This window comes from Pseudoalteromonas sp. 0802 (genome assembly GCF_013350085.1).
Classification (GTDB): Bacteria; Pseudomonadota; Gammaproteobacteria; order Enterobacterales; family Alteromonadaceae; genus Pseudoalteromonas.
The window spans coordinates 92,733-118,088 of record NZ_JABVXE010000011.1 but is presented as its reverse complement, the minus strand read 5'-3'; the positions used below and the strand labels follow the sequence as shown (position 1 = coordinate 118,088).

Annotated in this window: 22 protein-coding genes and 1 pseudogene; 4 read left to right on the top strand and 19 right to left on the bottom strand. The window is 41.7% G+C overall.

Annotated elements, in window-relative coordinates; translation table 11 throughout:
• Positions 1-64 precede the first annotated feature (64 nt).
• Positions 65-413, bottom strand: a pseudogene (locus HUS61_RS15600) (four helix bundle protein).
• A 300-nt stretch (positions 414-713) separates the two neighbouring features.
• Here HUS61_RS15600 and suhB point away from each other — a divergent pair.
• Positions 714-1,517, top strand: coding sequence for an inositol-1-monophosphatase (gene suhB / locus HUS61_RS15595; protein WP_054552496.1), 804 nt, complete (start codon positions 714-716; stop codon positions 1,515-1,517).
• Positions 1,518-1,551: 34 nt separating this feature from the next.
• Here the strand turns inward: suhB and HUS61_RS15590 are convergent, their stop codons facing one another.
• The 8 genes from HUS61_RS15590 to queA form a co-directional block, all read right to left on the bottom strand.
• Positions 1,552-2,382 carry an ABC transporter substrate-binding protein gene (locus HUS61_RS15590; protein ID WP_175083025.1) on the bottom strand — a complete coding sequence of 277 codons (831 nt, stop codon included), beginning with the start codon at positions 2,380-2,382 and terminating at the stop codon, positions 1,552-1,554.
• A gap of 83 nt (positions 2,383-2,465) precedes the next feature.
• Positions 2,466-4,256 (bottom strand): GGDEF domain-containing protein, encoded by a 1,791-nt coding sequence (locus HUS61_RS15585; protein WP_175083026.1) that lies wholly within the window; start codon positions 4,254-4,256, stop codon positions 2,466-2,468.
• A gap of 87 nt (positions 4,257-4,343) precedes the next feature.
• Complete coding sequence (locus tag HUS61_RS15580; protein WP_175083027.1) at positions 4,344-4,895, bottom strand: hypothetical protein; 552 nt, start codon at positions 4,893-4,895, stop codon at positions 4,344-4,346.
• A gap of 56 nt (positions 4,896-4,951) precedes the next feature.
• Positions 4,952-5,899 carry a protein translocase subunit SecF gene (gene secF, locus HUS61_RS15575; protein ID WP_063528501.1) on the bottom strand — a complete coding sequence of 316 codons (948 nt, stop codon included), beginning with the start codon at positions 5,897-5,899 and terminating at the stop codon, positions 4,952-4,954.
• 8 nt (positions 5,900-5,907) lie between these two features.
• A complete protein-coding gene (gene secD / locus HUS61_RS15570; protein WP_054563540.1) occupies positions 5,908-7,767 on the bottom strand; it encodes a protein translocase subunit SecD in 1,860 nt (619 codons plus the stop codon).
• 22 nt (positions 7,768-7,789) lie between these two features.
• Positions 7,790-8,128: a preprotein translocase subunit YajC gene (yajC, locus tag HUS61_RS15565; protein WP_054563539.1), complete on the bottom strand. Its 339-nt coding sequence runs from the start codon at positions 8,126-8,128 to the stop codon at positions 7,790-7,792.
• Between the two features lie 29 nt (positions 8,129-8,157).
• A complete protein-coding gene (gene tgt, locus HUS61_RS15560; protein WP_058583935.1) occupies positions 8,158-9,285 on the bottom strand; it encodes a tRNA guanosine(34) transglycosylase Tgt in 1,128 nt (375 codons plus the stop codon).
• Between the two features lie 156 nt (positions 9,286-9,441).
• Positions 9,442-10,473, bottom strand: a complete 1,032-nt coding sequence (queA, locus tag HUS61_RS15555) for a tRNA preQ1(34) S-adenosylmethionine ribosyltransferase-isomerase QueA (RefSeq protein WP_063528499.1) — start codon at positions 10,471-10,473, stop codon at positions 9,442-9,444.
• A 214-nt stretch (positions 10,474-10,687) separates the two neighbouring features.
• On the opposite strand from queA, the gene HUS61_RS15550 reads away from it, so the two are divergent.
• Together HUS61_RS15550 and HUS61_RS15545 are read left to right on the top strand one after the other, a co-directional pair.
• Positions 10,688-13,198: an EAL domain-containing protein gene (locus HUS61_RS15550; protein ID WP_175083028.1), complete on the top strand. Its 2,511-nt coding sequence runs from the start codon at positions 10,688-10,690 to the stop codon at positions 13,196-13,198.
• A 233-nt stretch (positions 13,199-13,431) separates the two neighbouring features.
• On the top strand, positions 13,432-13,635 hold the full coding sequence (locus HUS61_RS15545; RefSeq protein ID WP_054563535.1) for a hypothetical protein: 204 nt from the start codon (positions 13,432-13,434) through the stop codon (positions 13,633-13,635).
• A gap of 23 nt (positions 13,636-13,658) precedes the next feature.
• On the opposite strand, the gene HUS61_RS15540 is transcribed toward HUS61_RS15545, so the two are convergent.
• From HUS61_RS15540 to HUS61_RS15495, 10 genes are all read right to left on the bottom strand, one after another.
• Entirely contained in the window at positions 13,659-14,567 is a 909-nt protein-coding gene (locus HUS61_RS15540) for a hypothetical protein (protein WP_175083029.1), read from the bottom strand.
• 1 nt (position 14,568) lies between these two features.
• Positions 14,569-15,168, bottom strand: a complete 600-nt coding sequence (locus tag HUS61_RS15535) for a hypothetical protein (protein ID WP_175083030.1) — start codon at positions 15,166-15,168, stop codon at positions 14,569-14,571.
• Complete coding sequence (locus HUS61_RS15530) at positions 15,161-15,703, bottom strand: RNA polymerase sigma factor (protein ID WP_054552480.1); 543 nt, start codon at positions 15,701-15,703, stop codon at positions 15,161-15,163. Before HUS61_RS15530 ends, HUS61_RS15535 begins: the two co-directional genes overlap by 8 nt.
• Before the next feature lie 123 nt (positions 15,704-15,826).
• The gene (locus tag HUS61_RS15525) at positions 15,827-16,750 is read right to left on the bottom strand and encodes a hydrogen peroxide-inducible genes activator (RefSeq protein WP_175083031.1); all 924 of its coding nucleotides are present in this window, start codon (positions 16,748-16,750) and stop codon (positions 15,827-15,829) included.
• A gap of 76 nt (positions 16,751-16,826) precedes the next feature.
• A complete protein-coding gene (locus HUS61_RS15520; RefSeq protein WP_175079140.1) occupies positions 16,827-18,095 on the bottom strand; it encodes an inorganic phosphate transporter in 1,269 nt (422 codons plus the stop codon).
• Positions 18,096-18,138: 43 nt separating this feature from the next.
• Entirely contained in the window at positions 18,139-18,816 is a 678-nt protein-coding gene (locus tag HUS61_RS15515; protein WP_054552477.1) for a TIGR00153 family protein, read from the bottom strand.
• A 150-nt stretch (positions 18,817-18,966) separates the two neighbouring features.
• Entirely contained in the window at positions 18,967-19,668 is a 702-nt protein-coding gene (phoU, locus tag HUS61_RS15510; RefSeq protein ID WP_054563528.1) for a phosphate signaling complex protein PhoU, read from the bottom strand.
• Positions 19,669-19,715: 47 nt separating this feature from the next.
• Positions 19,716-20,543 carry a phosphate ABC transporter ATP-binding protein PstB gene (gene pstB / locus HUS61_RS15505; RefSeq protein WP_054552475.1) on the bottom strand — a complete coding sequence of 276 codons (828 nt, stop codon included), beginning with the start codon at positions 20,541-20,543 and terminating at the stop codon, positions 19,716-19,718.
• Between the two features lie 26 nt (positions 20,544-20,569).
• On the bottom strand, positions 20,570-22,219 hold the full coding sequence (gene pstA, locus HUS61_RS15500) for a phosphate ABC transporter permease PstA (RefSeq protein WP_130167225.1): 1,650 nt from the start codon (positions 22,217-22,219) through the stop codon (positions 20,570-20,572).
• Between the two features lie 15 nt (positions 22,220-22,234).
• The gene (locus tag HUS61_RS15495; protein WP_062566617.1) at positions 22,235-24,469 is read right to left on the bottom strand and encodes an ABC transporter permease subunit; all 2,235 of its coding nucleotides are present in this window, start codon (positions 24,467-24,469) and stop codon (positions 22,235-22,237) included.
• A gap of 348 nt (positions 24,470-24,817) precedes the next feature.
• Here HUS61_RS15495 and HUS61_RS15490 point away from each other — a divergent pair, with 348 nt between their 5' ends.
• Positions 24,818-25,324: a glycine cleavage system protein R gene (locus HUS61_RS15490; RefSeq protein WP_054563525.1), complete on the top strand. Its 507-nt coding sequence runs from the start codon at positions 24,818-24,820 to the stop codon at positions 25,322-25,324.
• Positions 25,325-25,356: the final 32 nt, after the last annotated feature.

The following is a 25,356-nucleotide window of genomic DNA, read 5'->3' as shown; positions in this document are numbered from 1 at the left end:
ATCAGCTATCAGCTATCAGCTATCAGCTATCAGCTATCAGCTATCAGCTATCAGCTATCAGCTATCAGCTATCAGCTTCGATCTTATGAATAAGAGATGTCAACATTTTTGATAGCTCTTCCGTTTCACTCACCCAAGCTCTACCTATGGCGGCATCGATATATTTAATCTCAATTCCGATATAAATTTGCGTTCGTGTTTCTGCTATTGACGATCTTGATATATCTAAAAAACGTACCCGCTCTTTTTTTGCTGACTCTCGCCATACCTTCTGCGATATTACTCGGTATTGATAAACCAGAACGTGTGAGCTGATTGCGAAAGCCAAAATCATTTAGATCTGTCGTTTCTTTGTAGATTTCAGCACTTAATCTTGCTGATCGCTTCCATACCTCTAATTTTTCAAAATTCATACTTGCATCCTTTTAAGTATAAAAACTTTATATAGTCACGAATTTTTCAGAATGCAAATTTCAAACTGAAGGCTGACGGCTGACGGCTGACGGCTGACGGCTGACGGCTGACGGCTGACGGCTCAACGATATCTAACTTCTGACGACTAACCACTTCTTCTGAAATTAAATCAACAACAAAATCAGAACTGTACAAAAAACAAACTAATTTATTCGAGTTTATTGTTTACTTTACGCTAGAAATCGCTAGAATACGCCGGCTTAAATATATTCGTTCTTTTACAACCCAAAGGTAATGCTATGCATCCAATGTTAAACATTGCGGTTCGCGCTGCGCGTAACGCAGGCAAAATTTTACTTCGCGCAAGTGAAGATTTATCAAAAGTTGATGTACAACAAAAAGGCACTAACGATTTAGTAACTAACATCGACAAAGAAGCTGAAGCCGCAATTCGTGATACCATTTTAAAATCTTACCCTGATCACACTATCGTAGGTGAAGAGCTTGGTGAGCATAAAGGTAAAGATGCAGATTACCAATGGATTGTAGACCCTCTTGATGGCACAACTAACTTCATCAAGGGTATCCCTCATTTCGCAGTATCTATTGCACTTAAAGTTAAAGGTCGTTTAGACCAAGCTGTTATCTATGATCCAATCCGTGGTGAATTATTCACTGCTTCTCGTGGTCAAGGCGCACAGCTTAACAGCAAGCGTTTACGCGTAACTAAAACTAACGAGTTAGCAGGTTCTGTACTTGCAACTGGTTTCCCATTCAAACAAAAGCACCACCTAGACGCATACTCTGAAGCGTTTAAAGCACTTTTCGTGCACACTGCTGATATCCGCCGTGCAGGTTCTGCGGCATTAGATATGGCATATGTTGCTGCAGGTCGTGTTGATGGTTTCTTTGAAATTGGCCTTAAGCCATGGGACACAGCAGCAGGCGAGCTTTTAGTTAAAGAAGCGGGCGGTATGGTTGTTGATTTCGCAGGTGGTATTAACTACAACCAAAGCGGCAACATCATCTGTGGTGCACCTAAGTTAACTCAAGCGATCATTCGTGAAATTCGCCCAGTGTTAACTGAGTCACTACTTCGCTAATAGCGGGTTGTAATGTAAAAATGCAAAAAAGGAGCTACCGCTCCTTTTTTTGTGGCTGAAAATAATCGTTGTCGAGTTTTATCTCTATGACTTCACCTTCTTTAAATGGCAACTTAGCCAAGTCTTCAGCAAAGTAACTGGCAAATAACTGCTCAAACTCGCCCGTGCTTTTCATCACCTTAAGTCCTTTTAACAGGGCTTCGGCCAATTCAGGCTTGTGGTTACTGACAAAAAAGTAAAATGCTGTTGGATAACTAATATAAAGGTTAGGTAATATAACTAACTCGTCACTTTTGATTTGTTCCATTTCAGAAATGACTTCAATGAAGGAACGCGGAAAATAATCAACCCTTCCCCTAATCACTAAGCTAAACATTGCCTGATAATTTGCCAGCGGCCTAACTGTTAAACCATTTTGCGCAAGGATTTTAGTATCGGGCCAATCATGGCCTTGAATGGCACTAAACTGCGCTAAATCTTGTTTCGTTTTTAAATCTTTAAAACGCGGTAAAAACGCTCGCTTAGTTAGTAATGCGCGTTTACCAATGTAGCCTTTAAACAAAGGTACTTTAACTGCTATTGCAAGGTGTTCTCGCTCGGGGCTTGTCATACTCCAAAACACATCGGCCTGCTTTTCATCGAGCATCAGCAAGGTGCGCTGTTGATGGGGGTGAACCAGAACCTCGTTGATTTCTGCTTGATAATTACTGGCGCGTAAAGCCGCTGCCAGCAGTTCATGAAGATAATAATCGCGTTTATACAGTGGGCGTTGTTCAATCGCTAAATTGACCACATTGTTAGCTTCTGTGGTAAGGCTGTATCCTAGGCTTAGCAATACTAGGATTGCACTACATAGTCGCTTCATTGTTATTTTTGTTTATGTGTTTTTTTTAAGCTACACCCAGTTAAACAGGGACACAAGTAAAATTAAGCGAACTTAAAATTTCTTCATGAACTAATAGGAAATGCTTCTTCTTTTTGGCTGCTTAAACGCACCACTGCGGGGGCTGGTCGGCTACGTTTACATATAAACAAGTGGCTACTCTGATAACGCTTGGCCTCTTTTTTCGCATCTGTTGCCAGCGCTGCGACTTGGTGGCTGTTAATACATAGCTCTAAATCAGGCTTAACTAAACCGATTGATAATGTAAGTAGTGGCACAAACTGCTTTTTACCTTCTCGATTACTTGCCCAATAACCCCCTTGCTCAATATGTTCTGGGGTGAAAAAGGCGCGAGACTGCAGCTCAAACTTACTAATGATGTCGTGGCAAACTTGCTCTGCATCATTTTTATCAAACACAACCATAAAATCATCACCGCCAATGTGCCCGACAAACCCTTTGCTAGTACTACAGGCCTCGACGATGACTTCTGCAAGTAATTTTATAACGCTGTCACCACTGGCATAACCGTACAGGTCATTGAACTGTTTAAAGTGGTTTAAATCAACGTACGCGAGTGAGAACGGATAATTATTACGAAGCCTCAGCTCAATTGCTTCGTTAATCGCGACATTACCCGGCAGCATAGTAAGCGGGTTGGCATGTTGTGCATGGCGGATTTTTTCTTCGGTAATGTGTTTTAAGATATTACGCAGGGGTGCCAACCCTAAGTATTCACCACTTCGGGTGATAACAATATGGCGTCGAATATCAAACTCAAACTCAGTAATTTGCTGACTCACCGTATCGAGTAACTCGTTTTCGTCAACGATTAACGGCTGTTTATCCATTAAAGAAGTAACTGGCTGCTTATCATAAAGTGCATGGCCATAGGGAGCGGCAAACACTTCAGTGAGTTGATCTCGGTGTAATAAACCAACAGGAATATTGTGCTCTAATACTGCAAGACTAGTTAGCGTTTTATCTTGCTCAAAGATACTGTGGGCATCTTTACAGCGGGTTGTTGCTTCTATGCTGGCGTGCTCGACTGCCAACCAGCCAATTGCCATAGATTGCTCAAATGCATTGCTATTATCTGATGACTCTAAGTGCTTTAAGCAGTGGATATTTATTTCGTAACTTGGCTGTAAACTCGGCCTTTCGAGTAAAAAGCCTTGCGCATGTTGTACGCCTAAACTTTCGAGTAAACGAAGCTCCTCTGCCCGTTCTATGCCCTCTGCGATAACTTGCGTATTAGTGGCTTTTGCAAGCTCAATAATTGACTTTAAAAACTCTTTTTTAACCACACTCTGATCGCAGTGGTCGATAAAGTAGCGGTCTATTTTTACAAACTCAGGGCATAGCTCAGACCACTGCTTTAAGCCCGAATAGCCAGCCCCTAAGTCATCAATGGCAATCGAAAAACCTAACTCACGATAATGGGCAATGGTCTTTAACAATAAAAAGCCATCATCGACTTTTTCTTGTTCTGTAACTTCAATTACTACCCGGTTAGTTGCAAGGCCAAAGTGTTCAACTAGGTGTAATGTTTCACCTTTAGGATGGCAAGGGTCAAGTAAGGTTTTAGGACTTACATTTAAAAATAGCTTGCCTTCTAGATTGAGCTTAACAAAGTTCTCAATTGCTCTACTGCGGCAAAGTAGCTCTAATTCAGATATCTTATGACAAGCAATAGCTGCACTGAATAATGCACTCGGCATTTCTAACTCAGACCCTTTCGGGCCGCGGCTTAATGCCTCATAACCCAAAATATGTTGATTAGAAATATCAAAGATAGGTTGAAACAAGGTCTCAATTGCACTGTTATCTAAGATCTGCTGTAGTTGTGCGTTCACCTTACACCTAGCGTTAGTAATACAAATAGGTGGGTAAATTATCAACCTTGTATGACAATTTTATGGCAAGGCTATGACGAGTGCAGATTACTCAATAGCGGTGATCAGCTCAAGCTGCTTAATGCGGGCAAAATTATCAGTCATTTTTAATTTAGCCTTTTGGTAATCACTCTGTGCTAAATCAGCTTGTTGCGCAAATTTATAAACTGCGAGCGGATTAAGTAATAACTTTTGTGCGTGATAACAGCTTGGCGCAGCAAACTCAGGTAGTTCAGGCTCTACACTAATTGTTATTTCATTCTTCAACGCCTCTGTATCATCACTTTGTTGTTGCTGAAACTCTGTAGCGTCTGCCATCGCTTGCAAGCTTGCCTCACACTCTGGCAGCTGTGCTTTTAGATTCAAAAACAAACCTGTTGATGAAGTAATTAGCTTAAGCGTCAAGTCTTGTAATTGCTGAGCAGTTGATTGGTTTTGTAGTGCTTCTACAACTTGCCAAGCCAACCCTTTATAGCTGCCAAACTGCTGCTGAAGTGTTACCTCAGGTATTTGCTGCACATCAGTCTGCTCTGGCTCAGGCTTATCGTCACAAGCACTAAGCATTAAAAGTACAAACACGCTAAACATCAGGTGTTTCATAATGTCTCCCATAAAAAAACCGCCCTAATTAGGGCGGTTTCTTTTTGTATCACTTATTAAGGCATAGGATCGAGATCCGCACCTTCTTTTTCAATTACTTCTGGAATTAAGTCTTCTTTACTTACACCCATTGCAATTGCTACAGCTGAAGCAACATAAACAGATGAATAAGTACCGATGAACACACCAAACAGTAATGCCGTTGCGAAACCGTGGATCGTTTGACCACCCCAGCCAAATAACGCAATCAATACTAGAATAGTGGTGATTGATGTTACTAGGGTACGGTTTAACGTTTGCGTTAATGAGATATCGATAATTTCAATCGTGTCATCAATACGCACTTTACGGAAGTTTTCACGGATACGGTCAGATACAACGATAGTATCGTTCAGTGAGTAACCTATTACCGCCAAAATAGCCGCAAGAATCGTTAAGTCAAACTCTAGGCCAAGTACTGAGAATAAGCCTAATGTGATGATAACATCGTGTAATAGTGCCGATACAGCACCTACCGCAAAACGCCATTCAAAACGAAACGCAACGTAAATTAAGATACAGATAAGTGCAGTTAACATGGCAAGGCCACCCTGCTCTTTTAGATCTTCACCAACACTTGGGCCAACAAATTCGATACGACGCATTTCTACTGTCGACTCTACTTTTTGTAATGCCGTAATGATTTGGTTACCAATTACTTCTGCTTTTACGCCAGGACCTTGCGGAGCAAGACGCACTAAAATTTCTTTACTTGAGCCAAACAGTTGCACCGAGAAATCTTCAAAGCCACTTTCAGTGATTGCATCACGTACTTCTTTAAGATCAGGTGCTTGTGTAAAGCCTACCTCAACAGCGGTACCGCCAGTGAAGTCGAGACCAAAATTCAAGCCTTTAGTAAAAAACGACACGAAAGAAGCCAAAATCAACAAAGTTGATAATGTCATGGCAAACTTTCTTAACTTCATAAACGGGAGTGTTTTACCACCGAGTTTTAAAATTTGCATGCTGACTCCTAAATCGACAACTTATCAATACGTTTACCGCCAATGAATAAGTTGATTACCGCACGGGTACCAACAATGGCTGTAAACATAGAGGTGATAATACCAATCGCTAGCGTTACTGCGAAACCAGCAATAGGACCAGTACCCACTGCAAATAGGATCACTGCTGCGATAAGCGTTGTGATGTTAGCATCTAAAATTGTGCTAAACGCGCTGTCGTAACCAAAGTGAACAGCTTGTTGTGGACTACGGCCATCAGCAAGTTCTTCACGAATACGCTCGAAGATAAGTACGTTGGCATCAACGGCCATACCGACGGTTAATACGATACCAGCAATACCCGGTAGCGTTAACGCTGCACCAGGAATAAGCGACATCACACCCACAATTAATACTAGGTTTGCGCCCAGTGCGATATTCGCCACCATGCCGAAACCTTTGTAGTAAACAAGCATAAATAAAAGTACAAACACAAAACCAAGCACAACCGCTGTCATACCTGCTTCAATGTTTTCTTGACCTAAGCTTGGACCTACTGTGCGCTCTTCAACGATTTGAATTGGCGCAACAAGTGCACCGGCACGAAGTAATAGGCTTAGGTTATGTGCTTCAGCTGGGTTATCGATACCAGTAATACGGAATGAACGATCAAGACGCGCTTGAATCGTCGCTACGTTAATCACTTCTTCAACTTTAATTGGTGGAAGTGCTTTTCCGTTTTCATCTGTTTTACCTGATGGCTTGTATTCGATAAATACCGTTGCCATACGTTTACCGATAGCACGCTTAGTGAACGCATTCATTTTTGCGCCACCTTTGCTGTCTAGCGTAATGCTAACTTGTGGACGTTGATACTCATCCATACCTGATTGCGCGCCAGTGATGTGGCTACCTTCAAGAATGATGCGCTGCTTAAGTACCACAGGGTAACCTTCACGCGCCATGATCATTTCTGTACCTGGCGGTAAACGGCCTTGCAGGGCTGCACTTGCATCTGCGTTTTCATCAACTTCGCGGAACTCTAGGGTTGCTGTTGCACCCAGAATCTCTTTAGCACGCGCTGTATCTTGTACGCCCGGAAGTTGCACGATGATACGCTCAGCACCTTGACGCTGTACGTTAGGCTCTGCAACACCGATTTGGTTAATACGGTTACGGATAATTGTTTCGTTTTGTTTGATAGCGTAGTCACGAATTTCTTTAAGCTTTTGCTCGCTCATGCTGGCATAAAAAGCATTGTCGCTGCTGCTATCATCAACGTAAACGTTTAATGGGTAACGTGTTGATAAGAAACGCTCCGCTGCATCTTTATCTTCTTCGTTACGCATTTCAACACGTAATCGCTCGCTGTTCGCTACACGGCGAATAGTTCGATAACGCAATTTTTCTTCACGTAAGTCACTTTTGAAATCTTGTTCCATTTGCTCAAGCTGAGTATCAACCGCCGTCGCCATGTCGATTTCCATAGTAAAGTGAACACCACCGCTTAAATCTAGGCCTAGTTTCATTGGGTTACCACCCAGTGACTTTAACCACTCTGGTTGAGCAGGCGCCATATTGATTGCAGAGATATAATCTTCACTAAGGGAATCACGCAGTAGATCTTGCGCTTTTAGTTGGTCTTCAACATTCTTAAAACGAACGAGGATTTGTCCGTCTTCAAGTTTGCTTGATTTAACAGTAACGTTATGTTCTTTGAGAGTCGCATTTACTTTATCGAGTACGCTGAGGTCAGCATCAGTACCTTTAGTGCCCGATACTTGTATGGCCGGATCTCGGCCATACAAATTTGGAGAGGCATATAAAATACCAACGACTAACACTACAAGAACAAGTAAATACTTCCATAATGGAAACTTGTTTAACACGTGTGAGTCCTTATTTTTATTGTTATAGCGACTTCATAGTGCCTTTTGGCAATACTGCAGAAACAGCTGATTTTTGTACTGTTACTTCTGCTTGGTCGTTTAATGAAATCACGATGAAGTCTTTGTCATCAGCGATTTTAGCAATCTTACCTACTAAACCACCTTGCGTTAGTACTTCGTCGCCTTTCGCCATTGCGCCCATTAGTGCTTTATGCTCTTTTACACGCTTAGCTTGTGGACGGTAGATTAAGAAATAAAATACCAGACCAAAAATACCCAACATGATTAGCATTTCCATGCCACCACCTGCTGGTGCTGCACCTGCCGCACTTGCGTGGGCGTTTGAGATGAATAAACTCATTTCACTTCCTCTTTAATTTTTCTAAAAATTTAATCTGATGTATCTGCAAGCTCTGGCACTTCTTGGCCGCGGCGTGCATAAAAATCTGCAACAAATTCGTCTAGTTTGCCATTACTGATGGCATTACGTAAGCCTTCCATCACGCGTTGATAATAACGTAAGTTGTGAATCGTGTTTAGACGTGCGCCTAAGATTTCATTACATTTATCAAGATGATGCAAGTATGCACGTGAATAGTTTTTACACGTATGACAATCACACTCAGGATCCAGTGGACCGGTGTCTGTTTTATGTACTGCATTACGGATTTTAACAATGCCGCCAGTTACAAATAAATGACCGTTACGGGCATTACGCGTAGGCATTACACAGTCAAACATATCGATACCACGGCGAACCGCTTCTACTAAGTCTTCTGGTTTACCAACGCCCATTAAGTAACGAGGCTTGTCTTCAGGCATTTTGTAAGCACAGTGGTCAAGAATATTGATCATCTCGTTTTTCGGCTCACCAACCGATAAGCCACCTAATGCATAACCATCAAAGCCGATTTCTTCTAGGCCTTTTTGCGATTGTGCACGAAGCTCAGGGTACATACCACCTTGGATAATACCAAACAGCGCAGCTGGGTTATCACCATGACCTTCTTTTGAGCGTTTAGCCCAACGAAGTGACAACTCCATAGAATCTTTAGCTTCTTTTTCTGTCGCAGGGTATGGCGTACATTCGTCAAAAATCATCACGATGTCAGAACCTAAATCACGCTGAACTTGCATCGCTTTTTCTGGCGAAAGCATGATTTTTTCACCGTTAACTGGTGAACTGAACATCACGCCTTCTTCAGTGATTTTACGCATTGCGCCTAAGCTGAATACTTGGAAACCGCCTGAATCAGTTAGAATTGGACGATCCCAATTCATAAAGTCGTGTAAGTCACCGTGCTGCTTAATGATTTCTGTGCCAGGACGCAGCATTAAGTGGAAAGTGTTACCTAGGCAGATTTGTGCACCAGTATCTTTCACTTCGTCAGGCGTCATACCTTTAACAGTACCGTAAGTACCTACCGGCATAAATGCTGGTGTTTCTACAACACCACGTTCAAAAATCAAGCGGCCGCGGCGCGCTTTACCGTCAGTGCGGTCTAATTCAAATTTCATATTATCCTCAGTGTCGGAAAAACAGTCCAACAAGCTATAATTTAACCGCTCGATTCTACCCTGTTTGCGGGTTTATTACTATAAATTGGGCTAAATTCGAAAATAAAAAGCCCAGTTAAAAAACTGGGCTTTTTATTGGGTATAAACTATTTTTCGTTATTTGCGCGTTAAGAACATCGCATCACCATAACTAAAGAAGCGATACTGCTGCTCAATAGCCGTGTGATAAGCTCCCATTATGTTCTCTTGGCCTGCAAAGGCACTGACTAACATGATTAACGTTGATTCAGGTAAGTGGAAATTTGTCACCATGGCATCAACCACATTGAACTGATAACCCGGGTAAATAAAGATATCGGTATCACCAAAGTAAGTATCTAGTTTGCCGCCGTGCACTTTAGCAGCTGACTCCAGTGAGCGAACTGAGGTAGTACCTACAGCAATGACACGCCCACCTTTTGCTTTAGTTTCGGCTACCGCTTTAACCACTTCATCTGGTACTTCGATGTACTCTGAGTGCATAACATGCTCATCAACTGAGTCAACGCGCACAGGCTGGAATGTACCTGCGCCCACGTGCAAGGTCACAAAGGCCATATTAATACCCTTGTCTTTTAAGGCTGCCATTAATTTATCATCAAAATGCAGGCCAGCTGTTGGCGCGGCTACGGCACCTGGCTTTTCACCATAAACTGTTTGATAGCGCTCACGATCTGACTCGTTATCAGGACGGTCAATATAAGGTGGTAATGGCATGTGACCGATGTCGTTTAGGATATCGAGTACATTTTCGTCTTTGGCAAACTCAAGCTCAAAAAGTTCGCCATGACGCGCAACCATGGTTGCTTCGGCTTTACCTTCAAGAATGATTTTTGAGCCTGGTTTTGGCGATTTACTAGCTCGCACATGCGCAAGCACACGGTGTTCGTCGAGTACGCGCTCAACTAGCACCTCAAGCTTACCGCCTGACTCTTTTTGCCCGAACATGCGAGCAGGGATCACTTTGGTGTTATTGAAAATTAATAGGTCATTTTCATTAACGAGCGATAAAATATCACTAAATACTTTATGCTCAACTTGGCCTGATGGGCCATCAAGCGTCAGTAAACGACTGCTAGTTCGATCTGCTTTAGGAAAACGAGCAATTAATTCATCAGGAAGGTCAAAGCTAAAATCAGCTACGCGCATAGAGCATATCTCTCATTAATAAAAACGCGCCAAGTTTACTCTGATACGCCTACCACCTCAAGCAAAGCCCTGCGTCAACTTGGTACTAGCTTATAGGATTACAAACTTAAGTACTTATTAACCGCTTTTGGGTAAAGTTTGCTTGTAGATTAGGCAAAATGTCATTATTCTAGCTTATTCACTAAACATGGGTTAAGTAAGAGGTAGTAGCGCCATGGCAAAGCAGTTAAAGCTGCTAATTTTGAACGCGAGCGTTGCTGAGCGTGAAACAATTAAGACCACATTAAATAAGCTTAATGTCTTCACGTTTATCGAAGCCAGTGACTCTCAAGATGCGCTTAAAATTCTTAAAAGCCACCCGGTGGATATTATCATTACAGGCCTTGAGGTCGGTAAGATTGATGGTTGGCGCTTTTCGCGCATGATCCGTTCAGGGTTATTAAAAACACCAAAAAACACACCAATTTTACTTACCCCGCCAATCTATTGTGAACGTATAGCCGAAACCACGGCTCGCAGCTATGGCATTGATGCCGTATTGCCATTTGAGCGCCAAGATATGCTGCCGCAAGTGCTAGCCAACGTGTTATCAACTCACCTTGAAAAAAGTAGTCGCCTTAATTTATTACTACTTGAAACCGATAACCGTAAAGCAAAAGATATAAGCGAACAGCTAAAACTTAGCTTCGCGATAACCCATACCACGTCAACAAAAGCGACTCTTGCGACCTATCTGCAGCAAAAATTTGCCATTGTATTGATTGACGCCACCGAATCTCATTCTGATACCGCTGCTGGGCTCATTAGCGAAATACTGCAGCACAACCCAAAGCAAGCGATTGTAACCATCATTGATAACAATGATGCAGATTATGCAGAGCAGTTGTTGCTATCTGGCGTAACTGATTTTATTCGCGCCCCGTACGATCACTCGTTATTGAGTAAAGTGTGTGACCACGCCGCCCGTCGTGAAGATTTCATGGTGAGCTATGCAGAGTTTGCGCAAAAAGTAGAACAACTAAGCCAAAGTCAAAGCCGCTATAAAGAGCTGTTTTCTGCCCACCAACGTATTTTATTACACCTAAATACTGTGGTACTTGAGTTTAACCAAGAGGGTAATATTCGCTTTATTAACCCTGCTTGGGAGCATTTAACGGGCTATGGCATTAAGTCTAGTTTAGCAAAGTCATTAACTGACTTTTGTTTACCTGAGTGTAAAACAAAGCTACAAGATACTATTCAGCGTATTTTGCATGGTGGTGAGCAACAACAACAGGTAGAGATCCAACTAAAACATAAAAATGGCAATGCCATTTGGGTTGAGTGTCGCTTACAGCTGATTAAAAACAGCCAAAACTCAGCAACTATTACCGCCACCATAGATAACATTCATGAGCGTAAGCAGGCAGAGCTACAACTTCGTCATTTAGCCTTGCACGATACGCTCACAGAGCTGCATAACCGTTATTACTTTGACCAACAATTACAACGTATTTGTAAAGCACAATACACCAGTAACGATACAGAGCACGCGCTGATTTATATCGATTTAGATCACTTTAAAATCATCAACGACAGTAAAGGTCACCAACAAGGTGACATCGTTTTAAAAGAAGTTGCCCAGTTATTCACTGCGAATATTAGTGATGAGCACTTAGTGTGCCGCATCGGTGGTGATGAATTTGCCGTGATCTTAAAAAATACTAACTTACTCGATGCACACTTGGTGGCAGAAAGTATTTGTATGGCGATTGAAAAGCACCGCTTTCATTCAGAAGGTCAAGAGTACTCAATTAGCTGTTCAATTGGTTTAACACAAATCACCGAACAAAATAACGACCCAAGTGAGTGTTTAAAACAAGCTGATATCGCCCTTTATGTAGCAAAAAGCTTAGGCCGTAACTTAGTACACTGTTATTCAAAAGAAGATAGTCATCACAATAGTTTACAAGCCGGTCTTGAATGGGGTCATAGTATTCGCCAAGCATTACAACATGATGCTATCGAACTGCACTATCAACCGATTTGGGACTTTAAACGCGGCCACGTCGCCTACTTTGAAGCGCTATTACGCTTAAAGCTTGATGATGAGCTTATCTACCCTAATCAGTTTATTCCTGCTTTAGAGCTTCTAAACGATACTTTCTTGATGGACCAATGTGTTATTCGTAATGCCATTAAGAGCGTTGCCGAGTACCCAGAGCTTAACCAAGTCGCAATTAACTTATCAGCACAGTCGTTTTTAGATGAACGCTTACTGCCGCATATTGAATCGAGCTTAAAAGAATACAATGTTGAACCAACACGCATTATTTTTGAGATCACCGAGTCTGCGAGTATTAATAACCTAGTTGCAACCCGTGCCATGATCGAGCGTTTGAATGGCTTAGGCTGTCACTTCTCTATTGATGACTTTGGTACTGGCTTTAGTACCTTTAATTACCTTAAACAGTTACCGGCTCAACACGTAAAAATTGATGGTTCATTTGTTCGCGACATGTTGAACGACCCAATCGATTTAGCGCTTGTAAAAGCGATTAATGATATTAGCCGTTCGCTTGATAAGCGCTCTGTTGCTGAATATGTTGAAAACAAAGAAATATTCTTAGCACTAAAAGAAATTGGGATCGACTATGGTCAAGGCTACTTTATTGCCCGCCCAGTACCGGTTGAAAAAATTAGCGACGAGCTGAAAAAAATATCTGAAAATAATCTTTTTAACTAACAAATATCTAGCCTTAAAAAGCCTAAATTTAATACATTTTTAAACATTTTTTCTTAGTTTTTAAACTTCCATACTGACAATACTCATCTATACTTAAATCCACAGCAAGATAAAATGTCGTGTTTTTATAGTGATTATCTATAATAAACATGACATTACTTATTACATTAAACATACTGAGTATGACTTAACATCGTTAAGTCCATCTATTAGCGGTATAAAGGAGAAAAGTGATGACACAACTAATCGTTTTGTTGCTGATTGTGAATCTAGGGATAGCGTATCAATGTTACCGTAATGCGACCTTTAAGGGGTATCCGGTAAAAACATTTACAGGGCTAGGTTTAGTACCTTACTTTAATTTAGTCGTGTGGGTTTATTTGTTGTTTTTACCAGATTTAAAACCATTTTCAATGAATGAAAAGCAGCCACTTTAGGCTGCTTTTTTAGTTGGGAGAATTTAAAAACTATAAGTTGATGCTTTTTCGAGTAATTGCGCGGCTTTTATATCGCCAACCACACACTTTTTAATGTCTGACTTTTTAAATACTTTTACTTGCTCAGTTTTACCTTCGCTAACACCACGGATGATAAAGCTGACATGTTCATCGTTAGGCAGGTTTCTTAAACCGCTACCATAATCACATAAAGTCAGTGATAAGCTCTTATCTACTTGCTTAGCTAAAGAAGCCAGCTGTTGCTTTTGCTCTTTAACACGAGCTTGTTTTTTCTCGGCTAACTCTTTGCGCATTTGTTGTTGCTTTTGTGATAGCTTTTGCTGCTGCTTTTCAAGTTCTTTAATCGATGCTTGTAATGCTTGTTTACGTTTTTCGAGCTCTTGCTCTTTGGCATCTTTATCGTGGCGACGGTCAAATTCAAGGTCGCGCTTTTCACGTTCAAGGTCGCGAATTTCACGGCTCACATCGCGTTCTTGCTCAGCCACTTCACGTACTCGTTCTGCGCTTTCGCGCATCACTTCCATAGCTTGCTGATAGGCTTCTTGCGTTTTCACGACTACTGCATCGCTGATCACTTGCACATGTTCGCCTAACACTTCGATTTCAGTTAGTTCTTCAAAGTCGATATCAGGCATAGGTGGCAGCGGCGCATCGGGTACAGAAGCAAACACTGTAGACCAGCGCGAACTGCCTCGTACATCAAAGCTAAACACCACACCTTGATGCTGCAAATAACTCGAAGACACATTTCTTACCTTGTTATCGGTATCTTGTTTTAACGCCGCTGAGAGGATTTTTTCCATGATCCCGACTTCACGCTGAATTTTATCTAATTCATCACTTGCTTGTGCTTGTAAGCTTACTGCTGTGCAAAGCAATAAGGCTACCGTAATTGATTTGTATTTTGACATCTTAATACTCCAAATTGTTGGCAACGGTTGGCAATGATCCGCCGTCCACTTGCTCTGCTAAATCATTTAACTGCATACGTAAGTACGCTTGGTCTTGGGCCCGCTGCGTTTTGATATATGCAAGTACGCTGGCAATATCTTCTTGGCGCTCGACTCGCCCGGTTTTAATCGCTTCCTTGGCCAGTTGGTACATCTGTTGTTGCTGCACTTCGTTTTGCGCAGTAATGATGTTTTGCAACTGATCAATTTGCTTTTGTTGTGACTCTAGTAAATTGGTTTGCTTGGCCACTTGCTCAAGTAACTGCTGATTTCCTTGCTGTGGATTACTAACAAAAACCCATGTGCAAAATACTATTGAAGCAGCCACTGCCCACACTCCAGCACCAAAAAACAGACTCGTTTTTTGCACTTTAGGCATCGTAGACTCTCGATCCCAATTTGGTACGGGTACCGTTTCATAATGTTGACTTTGTTGTTGCCACTGCATTGCATTGTTCATCATTGATGCATACTCAGCATTGGCTTGTAGCAACGCAATTTGCTCTTCAGTGAGGCTTTCGCCTTCTAACCATGCGGTAAATAATGAATCTAAATTAGCCATCTACGGCCTCCAAATGCACTTTTAACTTACCAAGCGCACTGTATAGTCTTGATTTAGCTGTATTGGTCGAAATACCTAATTGTTCAGCGATTTCTTCAAATGTACAGTGCTGAAAAAACTTTAACTCCACCACCAAGCGTTGCTCCCAAGGTAAATTGTTCATCATTGCTTTGAGTTCATGATGCTGCTCAGATTGCAGTTGGTTGGTTTCTAACTCACTATGCTCACAGCTTTCTTCTGGTATATCGTCTAAACCTTGATGCAGCTTACGGCGGCGGTAATATTCAACACTACGCCGGTGCACAATTTGATAGAGCCAAGTATTAAAACTCGATTCACCACGAAAGCTCGGCAAGCTTTTATAAACAGAAATAAACACTTCTTGCATTAAATCCATTGCATCATCAGGGTGACTTAACATCCTTAGGCAATAGTTATATACCTGTGTTTCGTGCTGCTTGACTAATTTCAACCACGCCCGTTTATTGCCCTGTTGCGCTTTAGCAATTAGTGTCTCAAGTGATTGAAAAAACACGCTAGCCTCGTCATCTGATCTGCCTTTAATGGTTTTGTTATTATGTTAGTCGAGGGAAGGAAAAAAATAGTTTGCTTAAATAATAAAAAACCCCAAATATTTTTTATTTGGGGTTTTTTATTATTAGTCGCATTGACCGTCTAAGCTACACTGCTTATTCAGAAACAGCTCTAGCTGCTGGCTAAACAGCCTAAAATCTCTGATCCGGCCTGTTGTTTTACGCCACACGATACCAATATCTCGGTATGCATCGCCTTGTGATGGCGTAGCAACCATATCTTTTTTATCTAAAATACCGGCATTAATAGCCATTTGCGGTAAGAAAGTAACACCAAGCTGGTGTTCAACCATACTTAATAAGGTATGTAAGCTTGCCGCTTCAAATGGATTAATACAGCTTGAGCGATTCAAATGGCAGGCACTTAACGCGTGGCCTGTCATACAGTGCTCACGCTCTAGTAAGAACACACTCGCATCTGGTAATAGGTTAAAGTCTTCCACGCCATCTGCTGGTGTGTAATCCTTATGGTGCACTAGGCTGAACTGATCTTTTGCAAGTACTTGGGTATGAAACTTTTCAGTGTCATACGGTAAAGCAAGTAATGCCATATCAATTTGGCCATGCTCAAGTTTATCGAGTAGTTTGTCGCTGGTGTCTTCAACCAAAACTAACTCTAACTCGGTAAAGGTCTGTTTGCAGAAATGATATAAAGGCGCAGCAATAAAGCTGGCAATCGTCGGGATCACACCAAGCGTGAGTGTGCCACTTAAAGGCGTTAAAAAGCTTTTTGTCAGCTCTTTAAGGCTAAGGGTGTCGTCAATAATCTTACGTGCTTTTTCGACAACCTCTTCACCAATTGCGGTAAACATTAAGCTGCGGTTTTCACGCTCTATAAGCTGGCAACCTAAAGTTTCTTCTAAGTTTTGAATTGCACTACTTAAGGTTGATTGACCGATAAAACAGGCGCTTGCTGCGCGGCCAAAGTGTTGATGTTGGTGGACTGCTAATAAATACTGTAGTTGTTTAATACTTGGTAAGTTATTCATTCTCTACCTGCAAATAAAAAGACCCCAATACCTAAGGCATTGAGATCTTTTCAAGCTAAAAGTCTTTTAGTACTTTTTATACCCCGAAGGCAGTTCTCAGTACATAGAAAATAACAATAGCAAGGGCTGCGCCAACTGGCAATGTAATTACCCAAGAAACTACAATGTTTCTTACAACACCCATGTTAAGTGCCGCAATACCGCGTGCCATACCAACACCTAATACCGCACCAACAAGTGTTTGCGTAGTAGAAATAGGTAAACCAGTACCTGATGCGATAACAACTGTAGAAGCAGCAGCAAGCTCAGCAGCAAAACCACGGCTAGGCGTTAAGTGGGTGATACCTTCACCAATTGTTTTAATTACTTTCTTACCTAAAATAGCAAGACCAGCAACGATACCTAAACCACCTAGTGGTAAGATCCACCATGCGATAGCCGCTTTCTTAGCGATTTCACCGTTGTGCTCAACAATGTTTACAACAGCAGCTAGTGGACCAATTGCGTTAGCAACGTCGTTTGAACCGTGCGCGAAAGCCATACAACATGCCGTTAGTACCATAAGTACTGCGAACACTTTCTCAACGTTGTTGAACTGCATTGCTTTGTCAGCTTTAGGGTCAATTTTAAGGCGAGCAATCGCAATCTTACCGATGATAGCAACTACAACAGCAATCGCGATAGAAAGCGCATAGCCTTCAACAGCACCTAAGTTGATACCAATGTGCTTTAAGCCTTTCTTGATTGTTACAAGAGACATGATGAAGCCCGCTAGGCCCATATAGATAGGCACGTAACGCTTAGCATTTTTAAGAGGTGCATCAGTGTCAAAAATTAGCTTTTGCGCACTCATGAAAATCAAGTAAGCAATAAAACCAGAGATAGCAGGGGTAACAATCCAGCTACCTACGATACCCATTACCTTGTTCCATTGGATTGCTTCGCTACCTACTGCAACTAATGCGAAACCAATGATGGCACCTATGATTGAGTGAGTCGTAGATACTGGCCAGCCTAAGAAAGAGGCAATTAATAACCAGCTACCTGCAGCGAATAACGCGGCAATCATACCGAGTATCATTAACTCAGGTATGTCCATAAACGGCGTGGCATCGATAATCCCTTTACGGATTGTAGATGTAACCTCACCACCGGCAAGGTATGCGCCAGCGAATTCAAACACCATCGCGATGATGATTGCTTGTTTAATTGTAAGTGCTTTTGAGCCTACTGATGTACCCATCGCATTGGCAACGTCATTTGCACCAATACCATAAGCCATGAAGAAACCGACTGCGGCGGCAGTTAAAACCAATAACGTGCCGTAATTTGCAATGATATCCATTGTGTGAACCTTTAATTTTTTTCGTGTTTGAACTGATTTTTAATTAACGAGCTAACATCAGCTCAAGACGAGAACCTACGCGCTCTGCAATATCTGCAAGCTCGCCTACCCACTCAATGATCTTGTATAAGAACATCACGTCAACAGGGTTAAGTTCATTTTCGATGGCGCGCAATTGACGGCGAATTTTGATCTGCATGTCATCCGTGTCTTGTTCAATAGCGTCCAATTCAACGAGCATTTTTTCAACTAAAGTCACTTCGCGACCTTTGAAGCCCGTTTCAAGCAGCTCATCTAGCTCATTGATTGCTTTTGACGCTTGTTTAGTCGCATCAACACAACGAGTTACATAAGCAAGGAAATCTGTTTGGATTTCGGTAGGTATGATCATCTCACGACCAACTACACGACCTGCGATATCTTTTGCTTTGTTAGCAATTTTGTCTTGTTGAGTAACAAGCTCTAGCAAATCGGTACGCTCAACTGGCATAAATAAGCCACGAGGTAGTTGAAGGCGGATGTTACGTTTCATTTCATCAGCTTCACGCTCTAAATTACGAATGTTTAGACGGATTTCTTCCGCTTCTTGCCATTCTTCTTTAAACACGTGATTAAAGAAAGGGATCAATGCTTTACTTGCTTGATGTACTTTCTTAATGTGATCTTCCATAGGCTTAATAGGTGATTTAGCAAAAACCCCTAAAAATGCATTTGTAGGCATAACTGACCCTTTATAAATTAGTATGCTTTGGCAGCTGCGAATTTTACAGCATTGTGTTCGATTGTGAACGCTTTTTCTGCCTTACATCACCAATAATAGACAAAGCGGCCAAAGGCCGCTCGGTTTAATAATGAAAAGTTGCGGTTAAATTTACAGCGACTTTTCGATATCTTCTTGAGATGTATGACGAATATCTTTGCCGTTAACAAAATAGATGATGTATTCAGCAATATTCTGGCAACGGTCGCCAATACGCTCTAATGAACGAACTGACCACACTAAATCCATAATTTTCGGGATTGAGCGTGGATCTTCCATCATATATGTCATAATTTGACGGGTAATTGCTTCGTATTCGCGGTCAACTTTGGCGTCTTCTTTATGTACTTCAAACGCACATTGCACATCCATACGTGCAAATGCATCAAGTACATCATGAAGCATTTTTGATACTTGGCGACCCATGTTTTCAATGTTCACCAGTAGGTCTTGCTGATCTTTAGTGAATGAGTCCAGCGCAACTTTAGCAATACGCTCAGCTTCATCACCAATACGCTCTAAATCGGCAATTGTTTTTGCAATAGCAATTACAAGACGTAAGTCACTCGCTGCCGGCTGACGACGAGCGATAATGCGTGTACATTCTTCGTCGATGTTCACTTCCATTGCATTTACTTTATAGTCGTTTTCACGAACTTTTTGTGCAAGATCGGCATCACCATTACTAACAGCATCCAGTGCACTGTTTAGTTGTTGCTCAACTAAACCACCCATGTTTAATACATGGTTACGCACATTTTCAAGCTCTTCATTAAAGCGGCCCGAAATGTGTTTATTGATATTATGTTCCATTGTCTACCTCTATAAATTTCGTTTACGGTACCAAGTGACTTTATTGACTAACCGTAACGGCCTGTAATGTAGTCTTCTGTTTTCTTCTTGCTTGGTGTTGTAAATAACGTATTGGTATCTGAATACTCAATCAACTCACCCATGTACATAAACGCAGTTTGGTCTGATACACGAGCAGCCTGTTGCATGTTGTGAGTAACGATTACCACGGTAAACTTATTCTTTAAGTCGTTAATTAGCTCTTCGATAACTAAAGTAGAAATTGGATCTAGTGCCGATGTAGGCTCATCCAGAAGTAGTACTTCAGGCTCGATAGCAATTGAGCGAGCAATAACAAGACGCTGTTGCTGACCACCCGATAGGCCAAATGCACTATCGTGTAAACGGTCTTTAACTTCATCCCATAATGCCGCGCCACGTAAAGATTGTTCAACCACTTCGTCTAGTTTACGCTTTTCTTTAATACCTTGTAAGCGTAGGCCATAAACGACATTTTCGTAGATTGATTTTGGAAATGGATTAGGACGTTGGAATACCATCCCGACATTTCTTCGTAGTGCAGCAACATCTACATTCTTATCATAGATATTGTGACCATGTAGTAAGATCTCACCATCGATACGACAGCTATCAACAAGGTCGTTCATACGGTTGATACAACGTAAAAGTGTTGATTTACCACAACCCGATGGACCGATAAATGCTGTTACCTGACCTTTTGGGATGTTCATATTTACGCCGCTAAGCGCTTGTTTATCACCGTAGTATAGATCTAAGTTTTTAATCTCTAACGCTGTTTGTTCTGCAGTTAGGTTATCTAAATCTAGCTTTGCCGCGCTTTTCGCTTGGTTTACTTGTGGTGCAACTGTAATCATCTCTGTCTACCTATAAAAATTCTGTATTAATGCTCAAGAGCTCTAAACTTTTCGCGTAAGTGGTTACGAATACCAATCGCGGTGATATTCAGGGCGATAATTACTGATACCAGTAAGAATGCCGTGGCATATACCAGCGGACGTGCCGCTTCTACGTTAGGGCTTTGGAAACCAACATCGTAAATGTGGAAACCTAAGTGCATAAATTTTCTATCTAAATGTATGTATGGGAAGTTACCGTCAAGTGGCAGTGTTGGCGCCATCTTAACAACACCAACAAGCATTAGTGGTGCTACTTCACCGGCTGCACGTGCAACCGCTAAGATTAAACCTGTCATAATCGCTGGGCTTGCCATCGGAATGATGATACGCCATAGCGTTTCTGCTTTTGTTGCGCCAAGTGCTAATGAACCATGACGAACCGTACTTGGAATACGTGATAAACCTTCTTCAGTCGAAACAATAACAACTGGAAGCGTTAAAATTGCTAGCGTTAAAGCAGACCAAATCACACCTGGCGTACCAAATACTGGGCTTGGCGATGACTCAGGGTAGAACAATTGGTCAATACTGCCACCTAGCATGTATACAAAGAAACCTAGACCAAATACACCGTATACAATCGAAGGTACACCCGCAAGGTTGATTACCGCGATACGGATCATCTTAGTCACGGCATTTTTTGCTGCGTATTCGTGTAAGTAAATCGCTGCAACAACACCAAACGGCGTCACAATCACTGCCATTAGTAATACCATGAACACGGTACCGAAAATTGCCGGGAATACACCACCTTCAGTGTTAGCTTCACGCGGGTCATCTGCTACAAACTTACCAAGCTGTACAAAGTAGTGACCAAGCTTAGCAAAGAAGCCCATGTCATTAGGGAACCACACATCAAGAACTTGATACAGAGGTAAAGTAACCACTTCACCACGCATGTCTCTCACAGTTACTTGGTCACGCTTTGCTTGTTTACGAAGCGCAAATAACTGCTTTTCTAACACTGTGTACTCAGCACGTAGCTCAGCACGCGCTTGTGCAAGCTCAGCAACACGCTCATCGGTTAGTTCGTTATCAAGCTGGTATGCTTTTTCTCTTAAGCGTAAACGTTCAAGCTCATAGTTAATATGACCAATATCACCATTTTGTAAGTCTAACGCTTGGTCATTCAGGTCAACAGCACGGTCGACAAGATCATAAAGCACGTCGATTTTGTTATCTGTGATAACTTCACCGTCTTTAATAACCTGCTCTACATAACCGTAGAAGTTACCGTTTTTACTACGCTCGAATACAGCAAGCTCAGCTGGCGCAGTACGCGATGTGATGTCTGTCTCTAGTACCCAACGGAAATCTAGAGCTACGTACTCACGGTTACCTGTTTTAATCAATAAACGCTCTAGTTGCTCTTTATCGTAGTGAGATAAATCAACACCCGTCGCCTCAATACGTGATTTTGCAACTAGTTCACGGTCATAAATTTCACCGATAACTGTTTGTTTTTCAACTGAGCCTTGCAGCTCAAATTGCACTACTTCTGATGGCCAGAAAAAGCTTAAACCTTTCCAAGCAATCATGGCTAGTAAGCCAAGAACCGAGATTAAACTGATGCTTACCGCACCGCCGGTCATCCAAATCCAAGGAGAACCAGACTTAAACCACTGCTTTACCATGTCGTGTCTCTCCACCTACATTGAACTGTATTTATCACGCAGTTGCTGTCGTACAAACTCAGCCACTGTGTTGAAAATGAATGTGAATATGAATAATACAAATGCTGCTAAGAATAGAATGCGATAATGCGAGCTACCTACCTCAGACTCAGGCATTTCTACCGCGATATTCGCTGCAAGTGTTCTCATACCCTGGAAGATACTCCAGTCCATAATAGGTGTATTACCTGTTGCCATTAGTACAATCATTGTTTCACCTACAGCACGGCCTAGACCCATCATTACTGCTGAGAAGATACCTGGGCTTGCTGTTAGTAATACTACGCGAACCAATGTTTGCCATTGTGTTGCACCGAGTGCTAATGAACCGTTTGATAAGTGCTTAGGAACACTGAATACCGCATCTTCAGCAATTGAGAAGATAGTCGGGATAACAGCAAAGCCCATCGCAATACCAACAACTAGTGAGTTACGTTGGTCGAATGTCATACCTAATTCATTGGTTAGGTACTGACGCACATTACCGTCAAACATCCAAAGCTCAATTGAGTTACTCATCGCAAACGATAACCAGCCGATGAAAATAACCACTGGAATAAGTAAAATTGAGTGCGAACCTTCAGGAATACGGTGACGAATTGACGCCGGTAGCTTATTCCAACCAAATGCGGTTAATAAGATACCAATTGGTAGCAATACTAATAATCCGACAATCGCTGGTAAATGTTCTTCAATTAATGGTGCTAACCAAAGACCCGCTAAGAAACCTAAGATTACTGTTGGTAATGCTTCCATGATTTCTACAGTCGGCTTAACCACTTTACGTAATTCACTCGACATAAAGTACGCCGTGTAAATTGCCGCTGAAAGCGCAATTGGTACCGCAAATAACATTGCGTACATTGCCGCTTTAATCGTACCGAACGAAATTGGCACTAATGAGAACTTAGATTCAAAGTCATCACTTGCAGACGTTGACTGCCAGATATAACCCGGCTCTGGGTAGCCTTCGTACCATACTTCTTGCCATAACGCAGACCAAGTTACTTCTGGGTGCTCGTTATGAATTTCAATTACTTTTAGCGCGTCATCAGCAAGAATAAGTGCCGCATTTGAACGTGGCGCTATTGCAAAGTTTTGAATTGGACCTTCGCTTACTTTACCTTGCCACAGTTTGGCATCGCTAGTTGTGTAATAAATACCTAGCTCACCGTTAGCGCCTGCTGTGAAGAAGGTACGACGGTAGAACTCTGTAAAAATGTTTAGTTTCGATTGCTTGCTGGTTTCAAATGCACGAATCTTTTGGAACTCACGGCCATTTTCAGTGTTTACTTCAAACCACTGTGAAACTTCGCCATTATCGTTAGCAAGCATCAGTGAGTTGGCACCAGCCAATAGCTGAGTTGAAACTAGGTTCGCGTTTTCTTCGTTAGCTGCAAGCAGTTGGATTTGCTCAACTTCAGAAGGGTAACGGGTATCATATACGTAAATTTGATTTGCTGAACGTACAAATGTACGTGTTGTATCTGGTGAGATTAATAGCTCATCAACACGACCTTCGATATCAAGCTCAGTACGCTCAACAACCCACTCTACTTCGCCGGTGAACATGTTTTCTTCACCCACAAAGCTGCTGAATATAACGCGCTTGTCAGCCGTTAAAGCAACAACAGCTGTTTTATCTTCGTAGTGGCTAAATGCAAATTTAGTGATTGCCGCACCTTGCTCATCAACTTCAAGCGCCATATCACCCAGCGGGTAATCTAAACGTGGTGTTAATTGGCGTTGATTGTTCGGGAATGTCACTAGGAATTTTGGCGCAACCACAACCACAGAGCCATTTTCTAGGCCGTATGCGTATTGGCCCTGAAACGGTGCAGAGCTTGCAAAGCTGCTTACATCGCTTGGTAATTCTGTATTAAGAGTGGTGATCTTTTTACCAAATTGCTCTTTTTCAACATTATAAAAGTCCACATTACCTTTTTCACCAAGTAAAAAGGCAATTTCTGTTTGTTCTTCAATGCCAAGACCCACAACTTCTGACGCATTTTGTAGTTTTACACTGTTACGTGTATCTACTTTTGCTGACTCAAAAATAGGTTGAACAACATAAAGAAGGTAAAAGAATATAAGTAGCAGTGCTACTAGCACCATTACGCCACCTGCGGAAATACCCCACTTGGCAAACCTGTCTTTAAATAGACGGCTTCTATCCGTATGAAAGGTAGGTTTATTCGGATTGGAAGTCATCAAAACACCCTTAAATCTTAACGTTGCGCGCATTATATTTCACCAAGATGACAGTAATGTTACAAACGTCATAATTCAGTGTAATAAAGCGAGTATTTCAGGGACGTATTTTAAAGTTAAAAAATGACCAAATTGCGACATTGCTCTGCGTATTTATAACGACCAAATTGACAAGCTAACAAACTGTTATAACTAATTTTTTATAACTATATGGAAAAAATTGGACAAACAATAAAACTGCATCAATACTCAAGATGACTTATTTTTTTCGACAATAAGAATCATTTTTAACCAACGCCTCCTTCCTTTTATTGCATTTTTCAGAGGCATTTTTATAGAGATATAAGTATGAAGCAGTTAGTAATTACTATTTTGGGGCCAGATAAACCCGGCCTAGTTGAAGATCTTTCGGCCACAATTTTAAACCATCATGGTAACTGGTTAAGCAGTAATTTGAGTCACCTTGCAGGTCACTTTGCAGGGATCATTGAGGCAGCAGTGCCTGAAGAGCACCTGCAAGAGCTGCAAGACGCATTGCATAGTTTGCCGTATTTAGAAATCAGAATTGAACGCGGCGCCGAAACACTTTCAGAAGAAAAATCTGAACAAATCAATTTTGTCATTACTGGCAACGACAGACCTGGCATTGTGCAAGAGCTTGCCAGCGTTATTCGTCACAAAGGGGCGAATATCACTCACCTAAATTCGAAACAACAAAGTGCACCTAACTGGGGTGTGCCAATTTTTAGTGCTGTTGCCACCGTCGCTTTGCCAATAGGCATGAACAAGGACGAAGTAATCACGGCACTCGAGTCTATTACCACAGACTTAATTGTTGATATTGAGGACGCATAACAAGCAAGTTTATAGGGATATTTAAACTTAAA